The sequence below is a fragment of the Cedecea davisae DSM 4568 genome (genome assembly GCF_000412335.2).
In the GTDB taxonomy this organism is placed as follows: Bacteria; Pseudomonadota; Gammaproteobacteria; order Enterobacterales; family Enterobacteriaceae; genus Cedecea; species Cedecea davisae.
The window spans coordinates 3,023,767-3,047,518 of the sequence record NZ_KE161030.1; the positions used below are offsets into that span (position 1 = coordinate 3,023,767).

Sequence of the window (23,752 nt, forward strand, 5' to 3'; positions counted from 1 at the left end):
AGCGGGGGTCAGTGCGGCGTGAAGTCGATCACAGGGATGAAAGCGGTTACATACAATTCGTTAACCTTTGTGACGAATATCATTATCTCTGAGTACCGCTTTGCGTCTGCCCTGATGCGCGAGCGGTTAGCTGCCGCCACAGCCATTCAACCGGCCCCTGGCGGAAATAACGCAGCCAGAATACCGACAGCAGCAGGTTCACCGCCCAGACTGCGGGGACAAAAGCCAGCAGCGACAGGCGGTCGAACTTCATAAACAGGCCAAAGCGGTAAAACAGCGTGGTGCAGATGACGCTTTGCAGCAAATAGTTGCTCAGCGCCATGCGCCCGACGCAGGCAATCCAGCCTACCAGCCTCAAACGTGACAGCTGCGGCCAGAACCCCCACGCCAGCGCGGCATAGCCAATCGCCTGAAACGGCGCACTTAGCTCTCGCGGTGCCTGTAACAGCAACGCACACCAGCGGTAATCCCAGGCAAGCCACCACTGAGCGGCCACCGCCGGGAGATTAATCCCCAAGCCGACGGCAATAAGAGTAATACCGCAGCGCCGGTAGTGACGCAGGCTAAATTGACCTTTGAGCCAGCCGCTGCGCATCAAGGCGGCGCCAATCAGCATCATGCCCGCCAGCTGCCAGCCGTACTGCGCGCCAAGCGCAACCAGGTTGGAAGAGAGTAAATCCACGCGGTTACTGATAGCTTCTTTGCCACCGCCAAGCTTCCACCACTGCTCGTATTGCAGGTTGGCCGCATCCGGCACCCAGGTACGGTTGGCCGCGTCGCCGGAGATAAACCCTAACAGCAAAAGCACGCCAATCCCGGTGAGGTAAAGCATGACGCCGGTATTAAACAGCTGTTTTTGCCCGGGCGCATCGCGGATCATACGCCAGCACACCAGCCCCACCAGGCCGTAAGCCAGAAGAATATCGCCGTCCCACAGCAGCAGAGCGTGGATAAATCCAAGCAGCACCAGCAGCGTCAGGCGCGACTGGATCCAGCGCGAACCGCGAGCCAGCAGCATTTGCAGCCCGGCCCCAAACAGCAGCGCAAATAAGGTCAGGAATTTAACTTCGGCAAAGAGATCCATCGCCGCCCAGGTCCAGGCGTCGCGCGAGGTGATTGAACCGTACCAGGCAGGATTGAGATAGGCCGCCTTCGGCAGGCCAAAGGCGACAATATTAAGCAGCAGGATACCAAGAATGGCGGTTCCGCGGACGAAGTCCAGGGTGACATTTCTCTCCACGGATACCTGCCTGAGATGTTAGCTGTGGCGCACTGCGCGCAGGAATTCCTGACGCGTATTCTGGCTCGACTTAAACAGGCCGCCGAGCGAAGTCGTGGTGGTGGCGCTGGTTGCGTCTTTAACGCCGCGCGCTTTCACGCAGTAATGCACTGCATCAATTGAAACCGCTACGTTATTGGTGCCAAGCAGGGTTTGCAGGGCAATCAGGATTTGCTGCGTCAGACGCTCCTGAACCTGCGGACGCTGGGCAAAGAACTGCACAATGCGGTTAATTTTAGAGAGGCCGATAACGGTCTCTTTTGGGATATACGCCACGGTCGCTTTGCCGTCGATGGTCACAAAGTGATGCTCGCAGGTGCTGGTCAGGGTGATATCACGCACGGTCACCATTTCATCAACCTTCATTTTGTTTTCAATGACGGTGATTTTCGGGAAGTTAGCGTAATCCAGGCCGGAGAAAATCTCATCGACATACATTTTAGCGATGCGATGCGGAGTTTCCATCAGGCTGTCATCGCTCAAATCGAGATTAAGCAGCTGCATGATTTCCGTCATATGTGCGGCAATCTGGCTTTTGCGGGTTTCATTATCCAGTTCACGCAACGGTGGACGCAGCGGCGTTTCCAGACCGCGCGCAACCAGCGCCTCATGAACCAGGGCGGCTTCTTTTGAGAGTGATGACATGCTGTTTTCTCCTGCAGGTGTGGCTGACCTCTGCCCTTCATGGGGCAAAGTGTCCGCACATTGTGCGGCAGCACGTACTCAGAATCCAGTAGTGCCGGGCATAATTATTGAAATCGTTAATACCGTTGTTCGACCGTTCGGATGGGAACAATACCGTTGCGGCCATAATGCGGGATGGCTAGACTCAGGTGAAGTGAAAGTTGTTCATAACAGACTGTTGAAAAACATCAGGCGAAAGAATAAATGTCCGGAAACATAAAAAATAAACGAGGGAAATCAGTTTATTGAATTTCGGCCAATCGCTACAGAGAGGGAAAAACACACTTTTCACTTTTGCCCGCAATCATACCTATTGAATACTTTTAAGGAGCCTCTGGATGGAATTACTGGAAGAACACCGATGTTTTGAGGGCTGGCAGCAGCGCTGGCGCCACCCGTCCAACGTGCTTAACTGCCCGATGACATTCAGTATTTTTCTTCCGCCGCCTGCAAGCAACACGCCCCCACCGGTGCTTTACTGGCTCTCCGGCCTGACCTGTAACGACGAAAACTTCACCACCAAAGCGGGCGCGCAGCGGGTCGCGGCAGAGCTGGGTATAGTGCTGGTGATGCCGGATACCAGCCCGCGTGGCGAAGACGTGCCTAATGATGCCGGGTACGATTTAGGCCAGGGCGCAGGTTTTTACCTCAACGCCACCGAGCAGCCATGGGCGGCAAACTTCCGCATGTACGACTACCTGCGAGACGAGCTGCCGCAGCTGATTGCGGATAACTTCAGCGTCAGTGAAAAGTCTTCAATTTTCGGCCATTCGATGGGCGGCCACGGCGCGCTGATAATGGCGCTGAAAAATCCGGGGCGTTTCAGCTCGGTTTCAGCGTTTGCGCCTATTGTTAACCCAACTCGCGTACCCTGGGGGCAGAAGGCTTTCAGGGCCTATCTCGGTAACGATGAATCGCGCTGGCAGGCATGGGATAGCTGCTGCCTGTTGAGTAAAGCAGAGGCGTCGGCAAAACTGCCGATACTTATCGATCAAGGGGATGACGACCAGTTCCTGGCCGACCAGTTACGCCCGGAAGAGTTTGAAAAGGTCGCGCAGGAGAAAGGCTGGCCGCTAACGCTTCGCATTCAGCCAGGCTGCGACCACAGCTACTATTTTATTGCCACTTTTGTTGAGGACCATCTGCGGTTCCACGCGGAGCACTTGCTGGGCTAGTTCTTTATTTCCTCTTCCTGCCGGGATGGTTAAGGTGTTTAGACCCCAGATATGCAACACCCAAATCATCCCGACGGGCACCGGCGATAATGACTGGCATCTTTTCCAGCTTCATTCAGGCCACAGCAAAAACATTTAGATGAAAGCTTTATCCCACAATGAAAGCTTTTCAGAAAGCAAATTCAGCTTGCGTGATTGCTGAAACATCAAATCAACATTAGCCGTATTTTTAATTCGCAAATCAGTGATTTTACTTTCCGCAGCTGTTTGTATTTCTGGACTTACAGTTGAAGAGTTATCTCTATTCATTCGATAATTATCCAGAATGGCCTTTGCCAACTGTTTTCTAATATCTATGTTTCTTTGCAGCTCCTTTTGATAAGCATCAAGCATTTCCTCCTTTGACCGAACAAGCCTATTTCGCATTACATCAATCGGCAATTTAATTTCTTCTGGCCTGGATATATATGCCAAAACGGCATATTGACATTTAGCTTTCGCCAGCAGATCGCCTGGTTTTCCGGACTGTTCTTCTTCTAACTCACGCACCTGTCGCAAAGTAATCTCATGTTTTTTTGTCATCGCTTCAAATGCTGAAAGATAAGGCAAAAAATTAACATCGGGTGGTGTTTCCGTATCCTGTTTTAAAAAAAACTCTAATGCAAGATTGAAGATAGTCTGATTGAATTCAATATGATGCCTGGGAAGGCTAACGCTCAATAAAGCCACCATAACTATATGGTTGAGCAAACTATAACTTTCATCAACCGAGCGTTTACTTCTCAACAACTCATCTTCAAGCTTAATATTCAAGCCTTCCACTCTGGCCCCACTTAAAACATGAATCATATATGCATTGTATTCCGCAGCATTCAGAAGGGTATCGGCTTTAATAAGCTTGCTGTTGTGTAAAACTGCGCGTGCGATCTGTTGTTGTCTTTCGGTTGGCATAATACTTCGGGGTAAATCTAAAGCATATCTTATATTATCAATTTTTGACTGGTTATTTTCGATAAAATGCTCTGTTTTACGGGCTGAAAACTCAAATGAGGAAGGAAATGAACCTCTTTTAGCACGCAGATCTCCAATATAAGTATGATCCAATGTAGTAGCAGCATTATGTAAAACCTCATGGACTACTGTGTCAACTAATCCGCCTCGACGCTTATCCTGCGGCAACATAGCTACCATGATTCTTTTCTTGCTGTCATAGGGCAACGCAATGGCCTGAACATTAGATAAATCAGGTTGCCGATATCTATATAAAACAAAAACATCATAATTAGATGTCTTTTGTTCTGAAAGAAAGCAATGTATTTTGTCGATGTTATTTTTAAATCTGGCATAAACCATGTCAGATATGGCAGAAATATCTTTTTTATCAATATTAACCAGTACATCATCATTCAGTCCAGTGGCTTCATCAAGCAATCCCTTTAGATCAGCCTTAATTTCAGGACTGATTTCAGCTTCATCAAAAAGTGCTTTTACTTTAGATACTTTTTCATAGGCGTGATTAACAGAAGTAATAACTTCCCCAGAAAACGCTTTTACCTCTTCATCCGGGTGTTCCAGGCCATCGGTAATTTTCTCAGATAATATCTCTGCATCGTAGTCCCGCATAATTTTCTGTATAGTAGCCTCCGCGGCTTCGGGAGATATTGTTTCCACAGGTTTGACAGATGCGAATGAATCTCTTACATGAGATTTTAGTATTTCCAGGCTCTGATAATAATCGTGAATAACTGATGAGGTAGTCGCCGGGCTTTCCAACTCGTCGCTGTAATCAGGTTCATCAAGAATATTATGAGTGCTTTTCTTAGAGAAGAATTTAGAAAAACTGTCAAGTTGATAGCCGATGCTTTGAGTTATTGGATTAACACCATTAAATGAAAATGTCTTAACGTGCTCTCCGGGAATCGCATCATAACTCTCAAGTTCACTGCATATCGCTTTAGTGCCAAGAAACCGAGCTACATTTTTTATGTTATATTTATGCAGTTGCTCTTTAGAAATCAATCCATTATTAGTGAGAAAATCCGCGACTGCAGGATATTTATTAATAACAACGTAGGGATGTGCCATTAAGAAATCCAGGTGCAGATCGGAATTATTAATATCATATCGAAAAACTGCCAACCCGTAATGATTTTCTACCAATTCATTTGATTCCCCTGTTTTAGTTAAAACATACACGGAATTATAATCAGTATCAGGAGAATCGATTATACGTTTTGCATCCACTAACCCACGCTGGATTACAACGAGATTATTGATCACATCTTCCTTATCTTTTCCCGTATACTTATTAATGTTTTCTACTAAGTCAAAGGCCTTTTTCTCCATATCATTGATCGATATACTCATAGACTCGATAGATATATTCTCAGTCAATTTTCTCCCGAAAGACATATTACTGGCAACAGTGAACTCATCATTTTTCTTGAACTTTAAAGAAACATTATCAAAAGTGCTCGCTCTGGCATTTTTTAAATTTTCTGGTAAGCACAAACTTGGTTATTTTATTCAGACTTATTTGATGATGGGTAGTTTTTTCAAAAGTTAATTCTCGGCTACCGGAGAAACCTGAATATGGCATTTCCCGGGCATTGTCTTCCTGTGCCGGCGGATATTCTGTTGATGGTGAATAAGCCTGAAACACAGGCATCTTATTTTTAGCGGATTCGCGCACCCTGCGGGCATTCTCCAGCCTGTAAGCTGCCAGGTGGAGTTCATTTCCTTTTTCTATGAGAAATCTACCGTTTCTGCATATCTCTACTTGCCCCTTGTTTATTCTTGTTAATACCTCTGTCTTTCCGATCATGACGGTACGGAATGGCATGTCCGACCTTACTGAATATTCTGGCAGATTACTTTGGAGTGCTTCAAGTTCTTTCAGCGTGCCGCTTTCCTCCATTTTTTTGGAGAACTTCAGCGCTGAAGATATATGCTTTGCCATATGATAAGAACTCCTGATACTTAAGCCACTGGCTATAAATGCCTGGTAAATAGCGAGTGGTTCTCCGCTCTCTTCCGCGGCCTTAATGCTTTTACCCACAACAAGCAAATCCACCACTTTTTTTCCAACCATCAAACCATATTTCACTGAATCGCCTGCAACGTGGCTGAATCTTCCTAATTTAGCTGCAACTTTCGCATCAGGAATGGCCCCCAAAATTAAAGACATAATATTTAATATATCAGGGGGATTATGTTCCAACACATCAGCACCAATACCCGCAGCTGTTTGAGCCAAACCAATAGCAAGCCCAAGGGGTGTAAATGCAGCGGCTACATCGGAAGTGACGTCAACCCATGTGCCTATATACTCGGCCCGAATTATGTTTTGTTCTTTCTGCTGTAAAGTCTCCCCTTCGATATTGCTGAGTATTAGCTGCATCTGCCCGCCGAGTGTCGCAAAAGGACGTGAAAATGATCTTAAATATTCCTCTGGTTTTAAATTACCCCAGTCAAATTCAAGGCGGTATTTCACCTCGGTCACACTTACTTCTTGATCAGGAATTTGAGCCCCAAGGATCGCCCTATTAACCAGCTTTTTGTTATCAATCACCGCTGATTTATTTTTATAGTCCTCAGTTATGGTCTTTTCAAGTAATGTAGCGAGAACATTAATATTTATCGCCTCTGATTTATTATAATTAAAAAACCTATCAAAACTAATTACCCCATCCCTTATATCATTAACAAAACTAAAACCATTGAAAAAAGGACTATAAGCATGTCCACCAATAGATGGAATCTCTTTGTTTCTCCACTCATTTGCATCGAATGGCATTGCCCATTTGATATCCGGTAAAAGATCCTCTCCTTTCCTGACATAATAGTAAAGCACTTCCGAATCCAGACGAATAAGCATTCCGGATTTAGAGCCAGGAGAATCAGGCAGTAAAAATGTGTTATTAAGTTTGTATTTATATATATCAACAGGGACTGAAAGTGTAGCACCTATACGAGCAAGATAGGCATTACGCCTGATTTCCCTCGGTAACCTCTCATCATTTTCTATTTTAAATAACGCATATTTAATACCATACAAATAAGTCGTTTTTTTCTTATCATCAGAGAAGTTGCTAAACTTCAGGGTCTTCTCAAAATCAGCATACTCCTCATGTTGATCCCCGGCGGCAAGGGCTCTCTTATTTCTGGCCCTGCCTAAAGCAGTATTATGTTTACGGTTTTCAGAGCACGAATCAGTATCTTTTTGTGGCGGTAAAGCCGCTGGCCGCCTCACAGGTTCCACGCCATTCACAGCGGCGTCCACCAGTGCTGTGGCATAAGCGACTACAGCTGTTCTGCTTCCCGCATCCAGGGCACGCCACGGCGCTTCTCCTACAATATTTTTCGCAATTTTTTTCCCTGCCCCTTCCAGTCCCCCCTCGTAAATATCGAAACACACCAGGCTCACGCCCAGCAGAGTGGTCAGTCCGGGAGGCAGTGAAAGCATGACTTTGAGGGCCGCCGTTTTGTAAGTCTGCCTGGCGTATTCCCTTACCCCATCGCTGATATCTCCCTCACCACCGCGTATTCCCTGCCGCCCTTTGCGGGCAGCCCACGCTACTTTTGCCCCCGTAATAGCAAATTTAATCCCCATGCGCAGCGGTAGTGCGGCCAGATTCGGTATTAGATTAATCCCCTCCAGACAGGCTGCCAGAAAGACCATTCTGACCAGTTTTCTTCCCGCCCAGCCTCTTATTACCTGATTGCGACTCTTCATTCCGGCGATGATTTCGTCCATCGTTGCAGGGTAAAAGGTGATACCTTTGGCTGCATTACCCATTTCGAGCCGCAGCCTCTGAAGAAGCCGATTCCCTTCAGGATCGGACTCTCCGGATAATAAGGGAAGGTAGTGCTGAACGAGCTCAAGAAATAAACTGTCATAGGCTTTTTCAGAGGCAGTCCGGTCTTCTTCAGAAAAACGACTCAGATAACGTTGCTTTTCCGCTTCGCTCCATTCGCCCATCCTCCTGGCCAGCATTCCCTGGCGAGAAAAGTTGTTAATCGACCGACCAGTGGCTTTTATGAGGCTGGTTTTCAGATTGTTTTTTATAAGTTTAAGGCGTTGTAACCCGTTTACGGTGTACTCGTGCAGCTCTTTATATCCGGCCTCTCCACGCTCCAGGAGAGGTAACAGCGCCTGGTTCATCTCCTTATCAATGCTGGCCAGTATCTCAACGACCTCTTTTATCTGCGTATCAAAATCACTGATGACGCTGTCTGATGCCATCACCCCGGGAGCCTGGTTCAATTCATCTCTTAAAGCTGACAGAAATTTTTGTTTTATATTCTCTTCGGCCAGCGTTGTTATTTCCTGGCACCTACGCCGCAGCGATTTTTTTAACTCTTCTATTTTGTTCTGCCACTTTTCAGATTCAGCACACAGCCTGGCATCCAGAATGGCGTTGGGCGGCATATCAGATAACATTCGCCTGAGCCCATCGTAATGCGTTATGGCCTGCTGTAATGGGTGACAGGTTTGTCTGGTTTTATGTATATCGGCCGTGGTTTGCTGAATTTTATCCAGCAGTATTATTCCGACCCGAAAGATAGCTTCGTTTATGTTACGTCTGGCAGTATGTGTATAAAGAGAGTTTGAGTCGTTAATATGTTTATGCAGTATACGCTGTGCATTCTTATCTATCTTACCGGTCACCATTCCAAGAGTTGATGAATATTCCTGGACGTGTATACGCACGGTTTTCCAGGACGTAACCAACTCTTTTTTTATCGTTTCAGTGAAGGTGAGAGTTTCCCTCTGTCGGGATGATCTATGCCCGACGAGCGCCCCGCCAGGTGGGGGCCGTATATACTTCCCTTCGTACTGGATGCTTTCGATAATACCCTGAAGGATCCGGCAGAGCGTCAGGATGTCACGAGCGATCCTTTGAGTCTCAGTTTTCCCCTCTGCCTTTTCCGCATAACATCTGGTGAGAACAATATCACTCAGTAATATTCCCGATAGCCCCTCGAGTTCCCTACTCAATACCTCACGGGCCATTCTTTCATCCAGCGTGACTGAGTTCACGATGGCATTAAATTTTATGTTGTCCGGATGATTTTTAGTCAAGTTGCCACGGGTTTGAGCGGAATATTGATTGTGATGATCTTCGGTGTCTATCGGGAGGAGCGCTCTGAGGAGTTCATCGTAACTTGTTTGCCGCGCGCACTCCCACGATATCTGCTGTTCCGTGCTGCTGAGCAGGCTAATAAGATGCAGAGTACCCGAGAGATGACTGCTCATGCGGTTGGCATATTTTAGTGCTTCATTGTCATCCCGAGCTTGCGGTGAATCCCAGCCAGCGTCTTTTATCGCCAGGCGAAACTTGATGAAATCAAGCGCGTTATTGTGCCACGTCTTCTCTTTTCGAAATAATCTAAACCGGTCCAGAAAAGCGCCAGCGGCCTGCTCGAGATGTTTCTGCTGCGGTTGCATAAATGCCGGTACCTGCATTGCGTTGACTCGCGCCTGTAATGCCTCGATATCGACTGGTTTGGGATACAGAATATTACAGCCCGTTCGCCGGAATTCATAAAACTCAGGCAGATAGCCGCCGATCATAGCCTGCAAACGAGCCCTCAATTCGGCCAGCTCGTCCCCAGCCTTATCCTCATGCCCGGTAGCTGAAATCCCAGGCTGTATCTCCGTATCCGGTGTGATATCTTCGGAAACAACAGATAAGCTTTCATTTTCCATTGGTTTTCTTTGGTTATTTATAGTCAAGTTAACGCAAGGCATGAAATGTCCTTAATACACGCATAAAAATATATTCACAGAAACATCAGCATCTATGAAACATCATCGAATCAGGCACTCGATTAAAACTAATTAAAATAATTTGTTATGAACCCCGGATAAAAAGACACTTCCTGTGCCATATCTCACATCATCTAATAATTAAACGAACCACATTAATCAATTATTTACTCCTGAAGATAAAGCTCTGAAATATCCTTTATTTTTTTAAGGTAACATCTCTGTAAACACAAAACAAACCACACCGGTCACAATTATATAAATTCAGAATAAGAAGCGGAGCTGGCAGGAAAATAAAAAAAAGGATAAAAAATACCCGCCAGATGGCGGGTAGTTGAAATGACTTATAAATAATTAACAATAGATTAGAAGCTGTAATCCAGCGCCATAAAGTAGCGACGCCCGTCCTCGTTATAGCTATAAACATCGCGATTCAGGTCTTTATCGCCCAGGTTTTGCACCCCGGCTCGTACCTTCACGTTTTTGGTCGCTTTCCAGGCTGCGCCCGTGTTCCAGACTACATAGCCACCCGGCGTTTTATCCGATGCCGATACGGCACGCTGCTTGCCGGTGTAGTTTGCCGACACATAGAACGACCAGTCATCCAACGGTGCCCAGTCGAGCGTGCCGTTAGCGGTGTGGAACGACTGCTGTTGCAGTGGTTTATTGCCGCCGTTGCTCAGGTCACGCCCGTCGTTATAGGTATAGTTAAGCGAAAGCTTCCACTGGTCGTTAAACGGTATTTTCAGCTCGGTTTCTACGCCGCGAATACGCGCTTTATTGACGTTGTAGTAGCGGAAGATTGGGTTGCCGCTCTTATCAAAACCAACGAAGTTTGAGTAGGAAGGCGCGATGCTTTTGTTGGCGGTACGCTGGATATCAATCATATCTTCAACGTTGTTCTGGAAAGCAGTCACGCTGCCGCTCACGCCGTCGAGAATACCTTCATCCCCGGCGTAGTAGATGCCCAGCTCAAAGCTCTCGCTGGTTTCCGGCTTCAGGTCAGGGCTACCGACAATCTGGCAGGCGCCGCGGCAGGATTTACTGGTCCAGTCGGGGCTAAGCTGCAGCAGAGATGGCGCTTTAAAGGCCGTTGCCCAGCCGCCTTTTACCGTTACGGTATCGGTGGCGCTATACACCAGGTAAGCACGCGGGCTCCAGTGGTCGCCATAGGTTTCGTGGTCGTCCATACGAATACCGGTGGTCAGCGCCAGCGGCTCGAAGATGCGCCATTCGTCTTCAATAAACAGCGCGTACTGGCTGGCGGAGGTTTCAGAGCCGTTGCCACCGGTAATATTGACCGGATCGGTCAGCTTGTCGTGACGCCATTCACCGCCGAAGGTCAGGAACTGGTTAATCTCTGCCAGAGGCAGCACCAGCTTGCCGTCAATGCTGTTATTGCGGGAGGTAATTGGCGAGCTGTTACCCGGGTTCAGGTTATCGATTTTGTCGCCATAGAAACGCAGCTCGGTATTACCAAAATCCCAGCGCCCGTTGTGGCCGATGGAGTAATCCTGGCGTTCGATACGGTTCTTATCCAGCGAGTCAGATTCCCTGTCCTGGCGGTCGAAACCATAGCCGAATGTAACATCCTGGTTCGCGGCCGGGGTCCATGAAAATTCGGTGCTGGCATTGCGCGCGGTAAACCCTTCAATTTGCGGAGTCAGGCCCGTGTTGTTAACCGTGGACGGCTTCTGGCCATCTTTCTGGCGCTTGCCGAGGCTGCCGTAAACCTTAACGCCCAGCACGTCGTCGATAATTGGGCCGCTGGTGAAGAAGTTGCCGTTATAGGTGTCTCCGCGATCGCGATGCTCCTGCACGGTTGAGTCAACGGTGAAAGTGCCGTGCCAGGCTTTGCCTACCTTTCGGGTAATAATGTTAACCACGCCGCCGAGGGCGTCTGACCCGTAAAGGGAAGACATTGGCCCGCGAACCACTTCGATGCGCTCGATAGCGTCAGCCGGGATCCAGTTAAGATCAAAATCGTTGTGGCGGAAGACCGCATTGCGGGAGTTTACTCGCTTGCCGTCAACCAGAATCAGGGTATAGCTGCTGTCCAGGCCGCGCAGGCTGACGCCGCGGCGATTGTCACCTTCATTGGTTAACTGAACGCCGGGCACTTCCTGAAGCACATCTTTCAGATTAGTAACTGGTTTCTTTTGCAGGTCGGCCTGAGTAATAACGCTGATACTGGCGGGAGCATCTTTGAGGTTTTGCTCGATAGCGGATGCGGTAACAACCATCGTTTCTTCACGATCGTCGGCGGCAGCGGGAAAAGCCAGACCGAGTACCGATGCGCAGAGTCCTCCCCGGACAATGGGATTCAACCTTAACATTCCTTTTCTCTCCATGAGGTGAATTACAAACGAAACAACCGTTTAGCGCTCACATTGCACTATGCGCCAGCGGCTACATTGGCCGCCGGCTGCATATTGTGTTCCTTAGTATTCCTGAAAAGCTTTGTTATACGGTGGGCGTCTCGACTAAGCCGTCGATAAGCACCTGAGCGACGCCCTGGGAACAGCGCTCTATCCGCCCCCTGACGCCGTAAACCTGAGCCAGGCTGCGCGGAGTAATAACCGCTTCCGGCTCGCCGCTTGCTACCAGCTTGCCGTCGCGCAGCATTAGCACATGCTCGCTATGGCGCAGGGCAATATTGATATCGTGAACCACCACAACTGTGACGATATTACGCTCGCGGGTTTCACGGGCAACCAGGTCCATTACGTGGAACTGGTAATTTAAATCCAGGGCGCTCAGCGGCTCATCCAGCAGCAGCAGAGAGGGCCGACGGATAAGCGACTGCGCCAGGCCAACCAGCTGTTTTTGTCCGCCGGAAAGCTGGTCGAGATAGCTGAGGGCGAGATGGGAAATCCCCAGCTGTTTAAGCAGCTGCATCACCTGCTCTTCGCTTTCGGCACTGTGGCGACCGCCGGAAGCGCGCTGGGCAACGATAATCGACTCCAGCACATGCAGATGCACGCCCTGAGGCAGAGACTGCGGCAGGTAAACAACTTTCTCAGCGCGTTTGGCAAATGGCAGCGCCATCAGGTCTTCACCGTCCAGATACAGCTGCCCTTCTGCGCGGTTCAGGCCCGCGAGCGAACGCAGCAGCGTAGACTTACCGCAGCCGTTCGGCCCCAGCAGCACGGTGATTTTGCCGCGCGGCAACGCAGGCACGTTGAGGTTTTCGATAATTTTACGCTTCGGGTAACCGGCGTTGAATGCATCAATCTTTAGACCCTGCATCACACGTTCCCCTTATGGCGCAGAATAATACTCAGGAAGAACGGCACGCCCACCAGCGAGGTAACGATCCCCACCGGAATAATAACGCCGGGGATGATGTTTTTAGAGGCAACCGACGCCAGCGACAGTACCAGGGCGCCAACCAGCACGCTGCCCGGCAGATAGAAACGGTGATCTTCGCCAAAGAGCATGCGGGCAATGTGCGGCGCAACCAGGCCGATAAAGCCGATGGGGCCAACAAACGCGACCGAGAGCGCAGAGAGTATGCTGATGCGCAGCAGCGTGCCTAAACGCAGGCGCTTCACGTCGATACCGAAGCTCACGGCACGGTCTTCGCCGAGGCGTAGCGCGGTCAACTTCCACGAGCTAAGCATTGAGATAGGCATAATGATGGCAAAGGCCAGCAGCAGCACGCCCAGTTTGTCCCACGACGCGCGGGCCAGGCTGCCCATCGTCCAGAACACCAGCCCCTGCAACGTGTCTTCGCTGGCAATAAATTGCAGCATCGACACCAGGGCATTGAAGGTGAACACCAGCGCAATACCAAACAGCACCACGCCGGAACTGGCAACGCGCGTCCAGCGGGTGATGGCGTCGAGCATTAACGCGGCAAACAGGGCAAAGACAAAGGCGTTAGCCGAGATAAACCACTGATCGGGCACCCCCGGAATACCAATTCCGAGGATAATGGCAAGCGCCGCACCAAAGGCCGCGGCGGAAGAAACACCGAGGGTAAAAGGGCTGGCCAGCGGGTTATTGAGGATGGTTTGCATCTCCGCCCCCGCCAGGCCAAGCGCCATGCCGACCAGCAGCGCCATCAGCGCATAAGGCAGACGAATGTCCCACACGATGACCCTGGTGCCGGGGTTAGCATTGGCCGGATCGATCAGGGTCTGCCACAGCGTATCCAGCGGCAGCCCGGACGGGCCAAGGGTAAAGTCCAGCAACAGCGAGGCGAGGATCGCAATGACCAGCGCTCCCATCAGCAAATAACGGTGACGCAGTACCTGCTGGTAGCGCCCCATGATGGTTTCGGGTTGCGCCTCGTTTGGCATCGGATCGGTGGTGGCACTCATCAAGTCTTACCTTCGTTACTTCTTAAGATCGGTCCAGTAGGTTCCCGTTGGCTCTACCGCAAGGAACTGTTTATAAAGTTGTTGCATAGTTTGCTCCGGATTAACCCCGGCAAACTCCTGCGGGTGGAACCAGGTCGCCATCGCCTGAATAGCGAGGATGTTGTACGGCGAATTATAGAAATTATGCCATACGCCATAGGCGCGCCCTTCTTTGACCGCCGTTAACTGGTCAATGCCTTTACGCTCCAGCACTTTTTGCAGGCTGGACTGCGCTTCAGCTTTTGTTGCCTGAGCGCCCAGGACAACGCCCGGAGCGGTGGAGCCGGGTGCTTTACCGCCGCTGGCAATATAAACCTTAGGATCGGCCGCGATGACTTTTTCCAGGTTTACCGTGCCCAACGCGCCGGGCAGCAGATTTTTAGCAATATTGATGCCGCCAGCCTGGTCGATAAAGTCGCCCATGTTGCCGTTACCGGCGGAGCCGCAGCACTCTTCCATCGCCGCAGCGCGCAGTTCGATAAACACCGACGGCTTATCTTTTTCCGCCATCTTGCCGGTGACATCGGTAATCTTTTTCAGGTTCGCTTCATAAAAGGCGATGTAATCATCGGCCTGCTTTTCGCGATGCAACACTTTGCCCAGCACACGCATGCTCGGCAAGGTATTTTTGAGCGGCGAGGTACGAAAATCAACGAACACTACCGGCACGCCCGCTTTTTCAAGCTGGGAAACCAGCTCGCTGTGGCGGCCAGGACCGTGCCCGGACAGGCCAAAAATTGCCACATCCGGGTGCAGAGTCAGCACTTTCTCCGGGCTAACGCTGTCGGCCGTGGTGCTGCCAATCAGCGGAATATCGTCAATCTTCGGGAATTTTGCTTTGTACTCCGCGTAAGTCTGGGTATCCAGCTTACGGAAGTCGCCCTGCCAGCCAACGATGCGGTCGATAGGCTTTTGCCCTTCCAGCAGCGCCAGAGCATAGAAAAGACGCCCTTCACCCAGCAGAATACGGTCAACCTTCTGAGGAATAGTGACCTCACGCCCGACGATATCGGTCACGGTAGCCGCAACCGCCGTTTGCAGGCAGCCGGCGGTTAACGCCAGTGCCAGACAGATATTTTTGAATTTAATCATATGCTTCACGCCAACTCTCCTTCGTTCCTTAAAGAATGGCGTTAACGATAAAGCAAATGATAATGGTTATCAATTTAATTGTTCTCTACTATAACCTGGAGGAATTATTGCTGGCGAGAGAAATGAAAAAAGGGCGTGGTAAACACGCCCTTTAAAGAGTAACGCCTTGTTACTGACGGAATTTCGGGAACGTCATTTCGCTGTAGCGTACGAAACGGCTGCCTTTCGTTATCTTGTAGCCGAACCAGATAGCCAGGAACAGCGGGATACCGATATAGGTTGCCGCCACGCCGCCCCAGTCGATGGTGTCGGAGAGGAACGCTTCGTAGTTCTGGCCAAGGGTGATTATCAGACACAGTACGAAGGCAAAAATCGGCCCAATCGGGAAGAAGCCCGAACGATACGGCAGGTCTTTAATATCATTGCCCTGGAGCACATAGCCGCGACGGAAGCGGTAATGGCTGATGGCGATGCCCAGCCAGGCGATGAAACCGGTCATCCCGGAGGTATTGAGCAGCCACAGGTAAACGGTCTGGTTGCCAAACATCGAGGTCAGGAAGCACAGCCCGGCAATCACGGTGGTGGCATACAGCGCGTTACGCGGTACGCCGCCTTTAGACAGCTTCGCGAAGATACGCGGCGCTTTACCGTCGCAGGCCAGGGTGTAAAGCATACGCGTTGAAGCATACATACCGGAGTTGCCCGCCGACAAAACCGCCGTCAGGATAACCGCATTCATTACGGCCGCAGCGGAGAGCAGCCCTGCGTGCTGGAAGACCAGGGTGAACGGGCTAACGCTGATGTCTTTAACGTCGTTGCGCAGCAGGCTCGGGTCGGTATAAGGGATAATCAGGCTAACAATCAGGATGGCGAACACATAGAACAGCAGGATCCGCCAGAATACCTGACGCACCGCACGCGGAATGTTTTTCTCCGGGTCAGCGGACTCACCGGCGGCAATACCGATAAGCTCGGTGCCCTGGAAGGAGAAGCCGACTATCATCGCCACGCCAATCATCGCCGCAAAACCGCCGGCAAACGGCGCGTCGCCGGTCGTCCAGTTGCTCCAGCCTACCGGCTGAGCGCCTTTGAAGATGCCGACAATCATCATCACGCCGACGATAATAAAGATAATGACGGTGGTGACTTTAATCAGCGAGAACCAGTATTCCGCTTCACCAAAGCCTTTCACCGAGATCCAGTTCAGCAGGAACATAATGCCGAGGAACAGCGCGCTCCAGATCCAGCCCGGCGTGTCCGGGAACCAGTAGTTCATCACCAGCTGCGCGGCCACGAGGTCAACGGCGATGGTTACCGCCCAGTTGTACCAGTAGTTCCAGCCCAGCGCGAAGCCGAAGCCTTCTTCAACGTATTTTTGCCCGTAGGTGGCAAAGGAGCCGGAAACCGGCATAAATGCCGCCAGTTCGCCCAGGCTTGTCATCAGGAAGTAAACCATCAGGCCAATCAGCATATAAGAGAGCAGTGCCCCGCCTGGGCCAGCCTGAGAAATGGTCGCCCCGGAGGCGACAAAAAGCCCGGTCCCGATCGATCCGCCAATGGCGATCATCGTCAGGTGGCGCGCCTTTAATTCGCGGCGTAGGCCAGGCGCTTGTGTGGTTTTATCTTGTGAAACCATAGGAAATTGTTGCCTATCCAAAAAATGAGGCGAGATTGTAACAAAACGTCTTTATTCATATAGCAGAAATCCCGGGTTATAAGAGAGCTTCATGATTGCCCGGCGATTATTAGCAAGGCGCTAATCAGGCAGGTGAACCGGAGGGAATTAAAAAAACCGCCGATCCGAAACCAGGAACCGGCGGTGAGGGGGTTAACCGAGTCCGCGCACGGACGAGATAAACTGTTGCAATTCCGGTGTACGAGGGTTGGCGAAGAACGACTTACTTTCGCCCTGCTCCCACACTTTGCCCTGATGCATAAACACCACGCGGTCGCCAACTTCTCTGGCAAAGTTCATTTCATGGGTGACCAGGATCAGGGTCATTCCCTCCCCCGCCAGCTGCTCCAGCACTTTTAGCACTTCGCCCACCAGCTCCGGGTCCAGCGCCGAGGTAATCTCATCGCAGAGCAGCACTTTAGGCTTCATCGCCAGGGCGCGGGCGATAGCAACGCGCTGCTGCTGGCCGCCGGACAAGCTGGACGGATGATAGTCCACGCGCTCGCCCAGCCCGACCTTGTTCAGCATTTCCAGCGCCAGCTCGCGGCACTCGGCGGCGCTTTTATTCAGCACCCGGCGCGGTGCCAGCATCACATTTTCCAGCGCCGTCATATGCGGGAACAGGTTAAAGTTCTGGAACACCATGCCAACCGAACGGCTGATTTCACGCGCCTGGGATTCACGGTCGGTTATCGTCATGCCGCCAAGCTTGATGCTGCCGTCCTGGTAACCTTCCAGCCCGTTCATGCAGCGCAGCAACGTGCTTTTGCCGGAGCCGCTGCGCCCGATAATCGACACCACTTCCCCCATATCGATATCAAGGCTGACGCCCTTCAGCACGTGGTTGTCGCCGTAATATTTCTGTACGTCATTAATGGTGATGAGCGGCATGGAATTTTTTCTCCAGATAACGGCTGTACCGCGACAGCGGATAGCAAAGCAGGAAGTAGCCGAGCGCCACCAGGGCAAAAACTTTGAACGGCTCAAAAGTGACGTTATTCAGCATCGTGCCCGCCTTGGTCAGCTCGACAAAGCCGATAATTGAGGCCAGCGCGGTGCCTTTAATCACCTGCACGGAAAAACCAACGGTGGGCGCAACGGCAATACGCAGCGCCTGCGGGGCAATCACCCGGAACAGCGTCTGCCCGAAGCTCAGACCCAGGCAGCGGCAGGCTTCCCACTGGCCTTTCGGCAGAGCGCGAATGCTGCCATACCAGATATCCAGCAGAAAAGCGCTGGTAAACAGGGTCAGGGCAAGCGTGGCGGCGGTCCAGGCGCTGACGTCGATGCCAAACAGCGCGAGGCCGAAGAAAGCCAGGAACAGCTGCATTAGCAGAGGCGTGCCCTGAAACAGCGCAACATAGCCGCTTATCAGGCGCTTCGGCCACGTCCACCGGCCCATGCGCAGCAGCAATAGCGGCAGCGTCACCAGCGTGCCGCAGACAAAGGCAATCAGCGACAAAAGCACGGTCCAGCGCGCGGCCAGCAGTAAATTGCGCAAGATATCCCAGTCGGTAAAAGTCATCATCCGGCATCACTCCCTAACCATTTACGCCCGGCGGCAAGCAGGAGCTGGCGCATGATAAGCGACAGCACCAGATACATCAGCGTGGTGACCAGGTAGACCTCAAAGCTGAGGAAAGTCCGTGACTGAATAAGGCTCGCGGCAAACGTCAGATCCTCGCAGGAAACCTGAGAAACCACCGACGAGCCGAGCATCACGATAATGCACTGGCTAACCAGAGACGGATAAATACGCTTCAGGGACGGCGGCAGGACAACCCGCAGAAAAGTCTGGCTGCGGGTCAGGCCGAGGACACGAGCCGCTTCCCACTGCCCTTTTGGCGTAACCTGAATCCCGGCGCGGATAATTTCCGTGCTGTAGGCTCCCAGGTTTACCAGCATAGCTATTAGCGCCGCTTCTCCGGCGGTCAGCTTCAGGCCCAGCCCCGGCAGCCCGAAGACAATAAAGAACAGCTGAACCACAAACGGCGTGTTGCGGATAAGCTCAACGTAGCCGCCCCAAATCAGGCTAAGCAGCCCTGGCCTGCCGCTGCGGATAGCCGCCCCGACAATGCCGATGGCAACGCCGCCGACCGTCGCCATGGTGGTGAGCGCCAGCGTCACCCACAGGCCGGAGACCAGCTCCGACCAATAGGGAAGCAGACCAGCAAAATCAAGTTGCGTGGTCATTCCCGGCTCCTCAGGCGCCGAGATTCGCAGGCAGCGGCGCCTGCATCCATTTCTGCGACAGGGTGTTGAGGGTGTTATCCTTCAGCGCTTCGCCAATCAACTCGTCCACCTTCGCTTTCAGCGCTGGCTCGTTTTTCTTCAGGCCGATGTAACAAGGCGAATCTTTGAGCATAAATTTGCTGACCGGCGCTTTAGTCGGGTTCTGGCGAGCAATAGCCGCGACCACAAGGTTACCGGTTGCGATGTACTGCACCTGGCCTGAGAGGTAAGCAGATATAGTCGTGTTGTTGTCTTCGTAACGCTTCACCTCAGCATCTTTTGGCGCAAGGTCGCTAAGCACCATGTCTTCCACCGCACCGCGGGTTACGCCGACGGTTTTACCGCTCAGCGCTTTCGCATCGGCTACGGTGCCATCTTTAGGACCGAAAACGCCGAGGAAGAACGGCGCGTAGGCGCGGCTAAAGTCGATAACCTTTTCGCGTTCGGCGTTCTTGCCGAGGCTTGAAATAACCAGGTCAACTTTGTCGGTTTGCAGATACGGCACGCGGTTGGCGCTGGTCACCGGCACCAGTTGGAGCTTCACCTTCAGCCCTTTCGCCAGGTAAGCCGCCATATCAATATCGTAACCCTGAGGTTTCAGGTCAGCATTCACCGAGCCGAACGGCGGGAAGTCCTGCGGAACCGCCACGCGCAGCACGCCGCGCTTTTCGATATCCTGCAATTGATCGGCCATTACCGCTCCGGCCTGAGCCAGCAGAACCGTCGCGCCAACTAAAGAGAACAACCATTTTTTCATCGTCATGTGCAGCCTCGTCGCCTGATTGAAACAAAAGATTCTTTGAATTCAAATTTGCAACTAATGTGCCAACGAGGCAGGGAAGCGAGTTTTACTGCTTCATCGCGGTGAAATGAGGGTTAACGGGGAGAGCGATGCCTCACGGTTACACCCCAGACGGGTGCAACTGCGAGGTTTTGGTGCATCACGCTTCGCAATAGCGCAGGAAACGCAGCAGCGCGTTGGAAATATGCTTCTGGCGATGGTGAATGCGGTACAGGGTGCGCACGAGGCGGGGGAGCGGAACATGGACTTCAACCAGCGAGCCGCTTTCCAGCTGCTCGGCAATCACCCGGCGCGACAGGCAGCTAATGCCCAGCCCGTGGCGCACCGCATGTTTGATAGCCTCGGAGTTGCCCAGCTCCATGCCCAACTGGAACATCGGCAGGTGCGAAAGCAGCAGGTAGTCAACAATTTCACGGGTGCCGGAGCCGCGCTCACGCAGGATCCACGGCTGCTTAGCGAGGCTTTCCAGGGTTACCGGCTGGTGCACCAGCGAGTTGCCCGGCGAGGCAAACACCACCAGCTCATCCTCCAGCCACGGTTCCGCCACCAGCTCGGACATATGGCACGGCCCTTCAATCAGGCCGATATCAACGCGAAAGTCCGCCACCGCGTTAATCACGTCCTGGCTGTTGCCGACGCTAAGCTCCAGCGGCAACTTCGGGAAGTCACGGCGGTAGCGGGCTATCATCTCCGGCAGGATATAGTTGCCGATGGTGCTGCTGGCGTAAACGCGGATTGCCCCGTTGTCTTCACGAAACAGCTGTTCTATTTCGCCAGCCTGCTCCAGCAGCCCCACAACGCGGGGGTAAAGCAGCCTGCCGTGCTCGTTAACCACCAGCCTTTTCCCAACCCGGTCGAACATCTGAACGCCAAGCTGCCCTTCAAGGTCGGCAAGCGCCGCGCTAACCGCCGACTGCGAGAGCGACAGCATCTGGGAAGCCTGGGTAGTGGAGCCGCTTTTAAGGACTTCGGCAAACACTTCAAGTTGCCGCAGGGTGATATGCATAGTGGCTTTCCTGGTGGTGGCAGCGGGTTGCTTACCACTTATAAAGATTAATTATAAATATATAATCAATTTTATTTTTATGCCAGCAAGGCGTAGCCTTTTCGTCATCACAAAGGAGAAGGTTATGACTGCACTACCCGTACAAGCTCATCGTCATACATTGCGCCACTTCCTGCCGGGACTTGCGCTTTCTGCCGCCATTACCGGGCTGGCTTTGTGGCTGGGCAATATTCCTTCGGTTGCAGGACTGGGCCTTGGTGCGCTGACGCTGGCCATTCTGTGCGGCATGATTATCGGCAATACGCTGTATCCGAAAATCTGGCAGCACTGCGACGGCGGCGTCCTGTTCGCGAAACAACATCTTCTGCGCCTCGGCATTATTCTTTATGGCTTCCGGCTGACGTTTTCGCAAATTGCCGACGTCGGCGTAAGCGGCCTGGCTATCGACGTGCTGACGCTGTGCAGCACCTTCGCCCTCGCCTGCTGGTTAGGCCAGAAAGTCTTCGGGCTGGACAAACACACCAGCTGGCTGATTGGCGCGGGCAGCAGCATCTGCGGAGCGGCGGCGATTCTGGCTACCGAGCCGGTGGTTAAAGCTGAAGCCAGCAAAGTAACGGTTGCCGTCGCCACTGTGGTTATCTTCGGTACGCTGGCTATCTTTATTTACCCGATGCTTTATCCGCTGGTTAGCCACTGGTTCACGCCGGAAGCTTTCGGGATTTATACCGGCTCCACCATGCATGAAGTGGCGCAAGTCGTCGCAGCCGGCCACGCAATCAGCCCGGAAACGGAAAATGCTGCGGTGATTGCCAAAATGCTGCGCGTGATGATGCTGGCTCCGTTCCTTATTTTCCTTGCTGCACGCGTTAAAGCGCTGGCTCCGGCGGGCGCTGCGCAAGAGAGCAAAATTACCATTCCGTGGTTTGCGGTGCTGTTCATCGTGGTAGCGATTTTCAACTCCTTCCACCTTCTGCCGCAGGCGGTGGTTAATGCATTAATTACGCTGGACACCTTCCTGCTGGCAATGGCGATGGCCGCGCTGGGATTAACAACCCACATGAGCGCGCTGAAAAAAGCCGGGGCACGCCCGCTGCTGATGGCGCTGGTGCTGTTTATCTGGCTGATTATCGGCGGCGGCGCGATTAACCTCGCGGTGCACCACCTGATGGCATAATTCGAAGCAGAAAAAATGCCCCTGACCCGCTATCATTGTTTTTTCCCCGATAGCGGGTTTTGACAGGAGAAGAAAGATGAAGTTTATTGGAGCGCACGTTAGCGCCTCAGGCGGTCTGGAAAATGCCGCCATCCGCGCCCACGAACTGGAAGCGACCGCTTTTGCCCTGTTCACCAAGAATCAACGCCAGTGGCGTGCCGCGCCGCTGACCAGCGAAGTTATCGATAGCTTTAAGGCCGCCTGCGAAAAATACCATTATGGTCCGGGCCAAATCCTTCCCCACGACAGCTATCTGATTAACCTGGGCCACCCGGTTGAAGACGCGCTGGAAAAATCCCGCGAAGCTTTTATCGACGAGCTGGCCCGCTGCCAGCAGTTGGGGCTGACGCTGCTCAACTTCCATCCCGGCAGCCACCTGAAGCAAATTCCTGAAGACGAGTGCCTGAAGCGCATCGCCGAGTCGATTAACATCGCGCTCGCGCAGACCGAGGGCGTTACCGCCGTGATTGAAAACACCGCGGGCCAGGGCAGCAACCTTGGCTTCCGCTTCGAACACCTGGCGGCCATTATTGACGGCGTGGAAGATAAGTCCCGCGTCGGCGTCTGCATTGATACCTGTCACGCCTTCGCCGCCGGTTACGACCTGCGTACCGAGGCAGACTGCGAGCAGACCTTCAACGAATTTGAGCGCATCGTCGGTTTTAAATACCTGCGCGGTATGCACCTCAACGATGCAAAGAGCGAGTTCGGCAGCAGGGTTGACCGCCACAATAGCCTGGGCGCGGGGAACATCGGCCATACGCCGTTTAGCTGGATAATGCGAGATGCCCGCTTCGACGGCATTCCGCTGATTCTGGAAACAACCAACCCGGATATCTGGGCGGAAGAGATTGCATGGCTGAAGGCTCAGCAGCATGAAGAAGCAACGGCGTAACAAAGAACATTCCTCAGGAGGTGCCAACGCGCCTCCTGACGCTATTTATCAGGCCGCAAAAGAGCGTTTTTAATAAGTTAGTGGGCGGCCAGTTCGTAGAAAAAGGCTGGATTGGCCTGTATGGTTGCCAGCACTTTTGCCGCCAGCCCGGTCGGGTTTCGCCTTTTTGACTCCCAACTTTTTATTGTATCAACGCTGGTCCCCAACGCCTTCGCCATTTCACTTTGAGAAACGTTCAACTGCTCCCTTATGGCGCGCACATCCGCTACCGTATAGCGGGTTGTCCTCGCCGGAGACTTCACCCCGTTTTTAATCTCTACAGCCTCTTCGAGAGCGCTTTTCAGGTCATTAAAAAAAGTCATTTCACACCTCATCCTTCAGTAACTTAGTCAGCTTTTTTAGCTCGGATCTCTCGGCATCGCTCAAATTATCTTTAGCGATTAGCTTGATCTCCCGGGTAAACATCGTAGTTTCGATAAACTCAATTCCATGTGTCACCGGTGTACGCACCCTTGAGGGTACTAAGTACACCAACAAGGTGACATAGTAAGCCAACATTTTAT

Annotated in this window: 18 protein-coding genes; 3 read left to right on the forward strand and 15 right to left on the reverse strand. The window is 51.9% G+C overall.

Going from position 1 to position 23,752, the window contains the following annotated elements:
• Window positions 1–82 precede the first annotated feature (82 nt).
• Window positions 83–1,240, reverse strand: coding sequence for a DUF418 domain-containing protein YeiB (gene yeiB / locus HMPREF0201_RS13765; protein ID WP_016537330.1), 1,158 nt, complete (start codon window positions 1,238–1,240; stop codon window positions 83–85).
• A gap of 18 nt (window positions 1,241–1,258) precedes the next feature.
• Window positions 1,259–1,924: a GTP cyclohydrolase I FolE gene (gene folE, locus HMPREF0201_RS13770; RefSeq protein WP_016537331.1), complete on the reverse strand. Its 666-nt coding sequence runs from the start codon at window positions 1,922–1,924 to the stop codon at window positions 1,259–1,261.
• A 377-nt stretch (window positions 1,925–2,301) separates the two neighbouring features.
• Between folE and fghA the strand changes: the two genes are divergently transcribed.
• Window positions 2,302–3,138 (forward strand): S-formylglutathione hydrolase, encoded by an 837-nt coding sequence (fghA, locus tag HMPREF0201_RS13775; RefSeq protein ID WP_016537333.1) that lies wholly within the window; start codon window positions 2,302–2,304, stop codon window positions 3,136–3,138.
• Window positions 3,139–3,273: 135 nt separating this feature from the next.
• Here fghA and HMPREF0201_RS13780 read toward each other — a convergent pair whose 3' ends face one another.
• From HMPREF0201_RS13780 to yieE, 12 genes are all read right to left on the reverse strand, one after another.
• Window positions 3,274–5,532: a hypothetical protein gene (locus tag HMPREF0201_RS13780; protein WP_147293946.1), complete on the reverse strand. Its 2,259-nt coding sequence runs from the start codon at window positions 5,530–5,532 to the stop codon at window positions 3,274–3,276.
• Window positions 5,533–5,602: 70 nt separating this feature from the next.
• Entirely contained in the window at window positions 5,603–9,850 is a 4,248-nt protein-coding gene (locus HMPREF0201_RS13785; RefSeq protein WP_016537335.1) for a hypothetical protein, read from the reverse strand.
• A gap of 425 nt (window positions 9,851–10,275) precedes the next feature.
• Window positions 10,276–12,246, reverse strand: a complete 1,971-nt coding sequence (cirA, locus tag HMPREF0201_RS13790) for a catecholate siderophore receptor CirA (protein WP_039898464.1) — start codon at window positions 12,244–12,246, stop codon at window positions 10,276–10,278.
• Between the two features lie 127 nt (window positions 12,247–12,373).
• Window positions 12,374–13,162: an ABC transporter ATP-binding protein gene (locus tag HMPREF0201_RS13795; protein WP_115586346.1), complete on the reverse strand. Its 789-nt coding sequence runs from the start codon at window positions 13,160–13,162 to the stop codon at window positions 12,374–12,376.
• Window positions 13,159–14,235, reverse strand: coding sequence for a FecCD family ABC transporter permease (locus HMPREF0201_RS13800; protein WP_016537339.1), 1,077 nt, complete (start codon window positions 14,233–14,235; stop codon window positions 13,159–13,161). Before HMPREF0201_RS13800 ends, HMPREF0201_RS13795 begins: the two co-directional genes overlap by 4 nt.
• 15 nt (window positions 14,236–14,250) lie before the next feature.
• On the reverse strand, window positions 14,251–15,366 hold the full coding sequence (locus tag HMPREF0201_RS13805; RefSeq protein WP_016537340.1) for an ABC transporter substrate-binding protein: 1,116 nt from the start codon (window positions 15,364–15,366) through the stop codon (window positions 14,251–14,253).
• Window positions 15,367–15,535: 169 nt separating this feature from the next.
• Entirely contained in the window at window positions 15,536–17,002 is a 1,467-nt protein-coding gene (locus HMPREF0201_RS13810; RefSeq protein WP_016537342.1) for an amino acid permease, read from the reverse strand.
• A 192-nt stretch (window positions 17,003–17,194) separates the two neighbouring features.
• Window positions 17,195–17,932 carry an amino acid ABC transporter ATP-binding protein gene (locus HMPREF0201_RS13815; protein ID WP_016537343.1) on the reverse strand — a complete coding sequence of 246 codons (738 nt, stop codon included), beginning with the start codon at window positions 17,930–17,932 and terminating at the stop codon, window positions 17,195–17,197.
• The gene (locus HMPREF0201_RS13820; RefSeq protein WP_016537344.1) at window positions 17,913–18,569 is read right to left on the reverse strand and encodes an amino acid ABC transporter permease; all 657 of its coding nucleotides are present in this window, start codon (window positions 18,567–18,569) and stop codon (window positions 17,913–17,915) included. The genes HMPREF0201_RS13815 and HMPREF0201_RS13820 overlap by 20 nt, the downstream gene beginning before the upstream one ends.
• The gene (locus tag HMPREF0201_RS13825) at window positions 18,566–19,234 is read right to left on the reverse strand and encodes an amino acid ABC transporter permease (protein WP_016537345.1); all 669 of its coding nucleotides are present in this window, start codon (window positions 19,232–19,234) and stop codon (window positions 18,566–18,568) included. The genes HMPREF0201_RS13820 and HMPREF0201_RS13825 overlap by 4 nt, the downstream gene beginning before the upstream one ends.
• 10 nt (window positions 19,235–19,244) lie before the next feature.
• Window positions 19,245–20,030 carry a transporter substrate-binding domain-containing protein gene (locus tag HMPREF0201_RS13830; RefSeq protein ID WP_039899366.1) on the reverse strand — a complete coding sequence of 262 codons (786 nt, stop codon included), beginning with the start codon at window positions 20,028–20,030 and terminating at the stop codon, window positions 19,245–19,247.
• 184 nt (window positions 20,031–20,214) lie between these two features.
• Entirely contained in the window at window positions 20,215–21,081 is an 867-nt protein-coding gene (yieE, locus tag HMPREF0201_RS13835; RefSeq protein ID WP_016537347.1) for a DNA-binding transcriptional regulator YeiE, read from the reverse strand.
• Between the two features lie 124 nt (window positions 21,082–21,205).
• On the opposite strand from yieE, the gene HMPREF0201_RS13840 reads away from it, so the two are divergent.
• Together HMPREF0201_RS13840 and nfo are read left to right on the forward strand one after the other, a co-directional pair.
• Window positions 21,206–22,255: a YeiH family protein gene (locus tag HMPREF0201_RS13840; RefSeq protein ID WP_039898467.1), complete on the forward strand. Its 1,050-nt coding sequence runs from the start codon at window positions 21,206–21,208 to the stop codon at window positions 22,253–22,255.
• 76 nt (window positions 22,256–22,331) lie between these two features.
• Window positions 22,332–23,189 carry a deoxyribonuclease IV gene (gene nfo / locus HMPREF0201_RS13845; protein ID WP_016537349.1) on the forward strand — a complete coding sequence of 286 codons (858 nt, stop codon included), beginning with the start codon at window positions 22,332–22,334 and terminating at the stop codon, window positions 23,187–23,189.
• Window positions 23,190–23,266: 77 nt separating this feature from the next.
• Here nfo and nadS read toward each other — a convergent pair whose 3' ends face one another.
• Window positions 23,267–23,551, reverse strand: a complete 285-nt coding sequence (gene nadS / locus HMPREF0201_RS13850) for a NadS family protein (RefSeq protein ID WP_039898470.1) — start codon at window positions 23,549–23,551, stop codon at window positions 23,267–23,269.
• Window positions 23,552–23,752: the final 201 nt, after the last annotated feature.

What these genes read in the sequence shown, in the direction of transcription:
- folE (WP_016537331.1), bottom strand. Translation starts at nt 1,924, where the DNA reads ATGTCATCACTCTCAAAAGAAGCCGCCCTGGTTCATGAGGCGCTGGTT.
- nadS (WP_039898470.1), bottom strand. Translation starts at nt 23,551, where the DNA reads ATGACTTTTTTTAATGACCTGAAAAGCGCTCTCGAAGAGGCTGTAGAG.
- HMPREF0201_RS13800 (WP_016537339.1), bottom strand. Translation starts at nt 14,235, where the DNA reads ATGAGTGCCACCACCGATCCGATGCCAAACGAGGCGCAACCCGAAACC.
- HMPREF0201_RS13820 (WP_016537344.1), bottom strand. Translation starts at nt 18,569, where the DNA reads ATGATGACTTTTACCGACTGGGATATCTTGCGCAATTTACTGCTGGCC.
- fghA (WP_016537333.1), top strand. Translation starts at nt 2,302, where the DNA reads ATGGAATTACTGGAAGAACACCGATGTTTTGAGGGCTGGCAGCAGCGC.
- HMPREF0201_RS13830 (WP_039899366.1), bottom strand. Translation starts at nt 20,030, where the DNA reads ATGAAAAAATGGTTGTTCTCTTTAGTTGGCGCGACGGTTCTGCTGGCT.
- yieE (WP_016537347.1), bottom strand. Translation starts at nt 21,081, where the DNA reads ATGCATATCACCCTGCGGCAACTTGAAGTGTTTGCCGAAGTCCTTAAA.
- cirA (WP_039898464.1), bottom strand. Translation starts at nt 12,246, where the DNA reads ATGTTAAGGTTGAATCCCATTGTCCGGGGAGGACTCTGCGCATCGGTA.
- HMPREF0201_RS13810 (WP_016537342.1), bottom strand. Translation starts at nt 17,002, where the DNA reads ATGGTTTCACAAGATAAAACCACACAAGCGCCTGGCCTACGCCGCGAA.
- HMPREF0201_RS13825 (WP_016537345.1), bottom strand. Translation starts at nt 19,234, where the DNA reads ATGACCACGCAACTTGATTTTGCTGGTCTGCTTCCCTATTGGTCGGAG.
- HMPREF0201_RS13805 (WP_016537340.1), bottom strand. Translation starts at nt 15,366, where the DNA reads ATGATTAAATTCAAAAATATCTGTCTGGCACTGGCGTTAACCGCCGGC.
- HMPREF0201_RS13785 (WP_016537335.1), bottom strand. Translation starts at nt 9,850, where the DNA reads ATGGAAAATGAAAGCTTATCTGTTGTTTCCGAAGATATCACACCGGAT.
- HMPREF0201_RS13840 (WP_039898467.1), top strand. Translation starts at nt 21,206, where the DNA reads ATGACTGCACTACCCGTACAAGCTCATCGTCATACATTGCGCCACTTC.
- HMPREF0201_RS13815 (WP_016537343.1), bottom strand. Translation starts at nt 17,932, where the DNA reads ATGCCGCTCATCACCATTAATGACGTACAGAAATATTACGGCGACAAC.
- nfo (WP_016537349.1), top strand. Translation starts at nt 22,332, where the DNA reads ATGAAGTTTATTGGAGCGCACGTTAGCGCCTCAGGCGGTCTGGAAAAT.